Origin of the sequence: Rurimicrobium arvi (assembly GCF_039540495.1) — a bacterium.
GTDB classification, from domain to species: Bacteria; Bacteroidota; Bacteroidia; order Chitinophagales; family Chitinophagaceae; genus Rurimicrobium; species Rurimicrobium arvi.
In genome coordinates this window covers 41,749-44,208 of the sequence record NZ_BAABEZ010000013.1, presented here as the reverse complement: position 1 = coordinate 44,208, position 2,460 = coordinate 41,749, and the positions used below count along the sequence as shown (strand labels likewise).

General features: G+C 53.1%; 1 protein-coding gene. It reads left to right on the top strand.

Annotated elements, in window-relative coordinates; translation table 11 throughout:
• On the top strand, positions 1-1,598 hold a 1,598-nt coding region (locus ABD846_RS04915), incomplete at its 5' end, for a phage tail protein (protein ID WP_344823258.1).
• Positions 1,599-2,460 lie beyond the last annotated feature (862 nt).

The window sequence follows — 2,460 nt, the reverse complement described above, 5'->3', positions numbered from 1 at the left end:
GTGCGCTCAGCTCGGGCAGCATTACCGGTAAAGACCTTACCAACAGCAACGGAATCCTGGTAACAGGCGGAACGGGAACAACGCTGAAGGCTACTTCTTTACGACTGGACAGCACGGCGGTAGCGAAACAGATGCTGCAGAGTCCGGTTAAAGACTCGATAGCGAAGCTGATCGGCAGCAGCCCTGTCAAAGACAGCCTGAATGTGAACTACTGGAACCTGAAAGGCAACGCAAACACGAACAGCGGCAGCAACTTCATCGGAACAACAGACAATATCAGTCTGCGGGTACGGAGCAACAATACGGAACGCATGGTGGTGGACAGTACGGGTAAGGTCGGTATCGGACTGAGTGCGCCCACGAACACACTGCATGTGAAAGCGACGAGCAATCCGCTGAAGCTGGAAGGCTTGCAGAGCGGAAGCTTTACGACAGACTCTGTACTGACGGCAGATGCAAACGGAGTGGTACGCCGGGTGGCAATGAGCACGGCACCCGACCAGACGGTGGGAAGTATTGAAGCATTTGCGTTCAGCGCGATCCCAAGCGATTACCTGGAGTGTAACGGCAATGCGGTAAGCCGTACAACGTTTGCGACCCTGTTTGCAAAGATTGGCACTACGTACGGAGCAGGCGACGGCTCCACAACCTTTAACCTGCCAGACCTGCGTGGTGAGTTTATCAGAGGATGGGATCACGGAAGAGGGGTGGAATTAGGATCTAGACCTTTGGGCTCTTGGCAAAAAGGATCAGCAGCAACTTATGCGGATATGGGAGGTACGGGAAGTCATTTTTTGGTTAGACCACCATCAGGAGGAACACCGGCTTGGAACGACTTGTCCGGTATCGACGCAGACAATTACTGTCCAGGGCCATACACAAATTATAGCGCCACCGTTCTTGCCTCATTCACGGGGTCTTCTGGTACAGGTTGGATACCAACTGCCCGTCCCCGCAACGTAGCGATGGTGTATGCGATCAAAGCGAAGGAGAGTGTGATGTTGCCAACGGGACAATCGGTAACGAGTCTGATTACGGCCAATGAGCCCTGGGAGAAGAAAGGAACGGGCGTGGGCAGTACTTCATTTACCGATACGATCACGCACAGCGGCCCGATCCAGATCAAAGACGGATCAGAAGGAGCCGGTAAAGTATTGACCAGTGATGCGAATGGGGTGGCGACTTGGAAAAGTGCAGGTCTGACGGCAACCAGTGGAACAGTCACGTCAGTCGGTAGGACATTGGCTTTCGGAGTACATACTTTTACAGGCTTTTCTGTCACAGTTCCCGTAGGTAAATCGCAGATATTTTTTGGTGCACATACAACAGGGTCTGCATCCGGGTATGCAACATACAGCCTTTGTCTTTCATCCACTGCCTGGAGTTCTCTCACTGGCACTTCTACACCCGCATGCTTTCCTCAGTTAGGAGGATGGGGTGTGCTGGCAAGTGTCTCTACTGTAGGACAGGTGACATGGATAATATCTAATACGACAAGCGCTCCTGTTACAATATTTGTGTGGGGAGCCGGTTCTGCAGGAACAGTAAGTATATTGAATGGCGCATTGGAAAATTTTATCACGGTTGCGTCTCTATAACTTTAAACTTGCCCGCCCCCGCTCGGCGTAGTCTCCGGACTACGTCGCGGCGGATGCCGGTCTCCGGACCGGATCACGTCAGGAGCATACAAGCGTAAGGAAGTCTATCAAATATGTCTGAACCAAACAGGGTAGCCCCCCGGTCGGCGTAGTCTCCGGACTACGTCGCGGTGGATACCGGTCTCCGGACCGGATCATGTCAGAAGCATGCAAGCTTAAGGACGTGTATCAATAGATGTCTGAACCAGACAGGGTTAGCCGCTATGCCGCGCAGGCCGCTGGTTTTGGTGGCGGATAAAGAAAACAGAAGCGACAAAAGGTGAAGTAACAAGAGCGCCTTTGTTTTGTTAGAATGTCGGTAATACAGCAGCAATAAGCATTGTATGGTGTATACTTGCCTGATCAATAAGTTTGGTCTGCGGGATGGTTTCTACCGTCCCGCTTTTTTTGTTGCTGCCTTTGTAAGGATGCTTGTCGGACCCGGCCTCCGGCCCCTCGTCCCGATCCCGATCCCGATAGCTATCGGGATCGGGAGGTGATTTGCTCCGTGTTGGGCTCCATCTACCATTTCGCGTCATTGCGACGAGCGGATAGCCTGTGTGTAGGCAGCGAGGAACCAATCTCTACAGTACGCGTTTGAGATTGCTTTGCCTTCTTCACTTGGGTTGTTCCAACCCTTCGCTCATTGGCGCGCAATGACACACCCTGGGTGGGGTTTGATGGTCGTGCGAGAATGCTTGCACGCTGCTCGCACACGCTGGTTTCCCCTCCTCGGAGGGGATAGGGGTGGGTTTCTGTTATGGCGTCATTGCGGGACGCGAAAAGCCCTTTGCGCTGGCGCAGTCCCGATAGCTATCGGGAG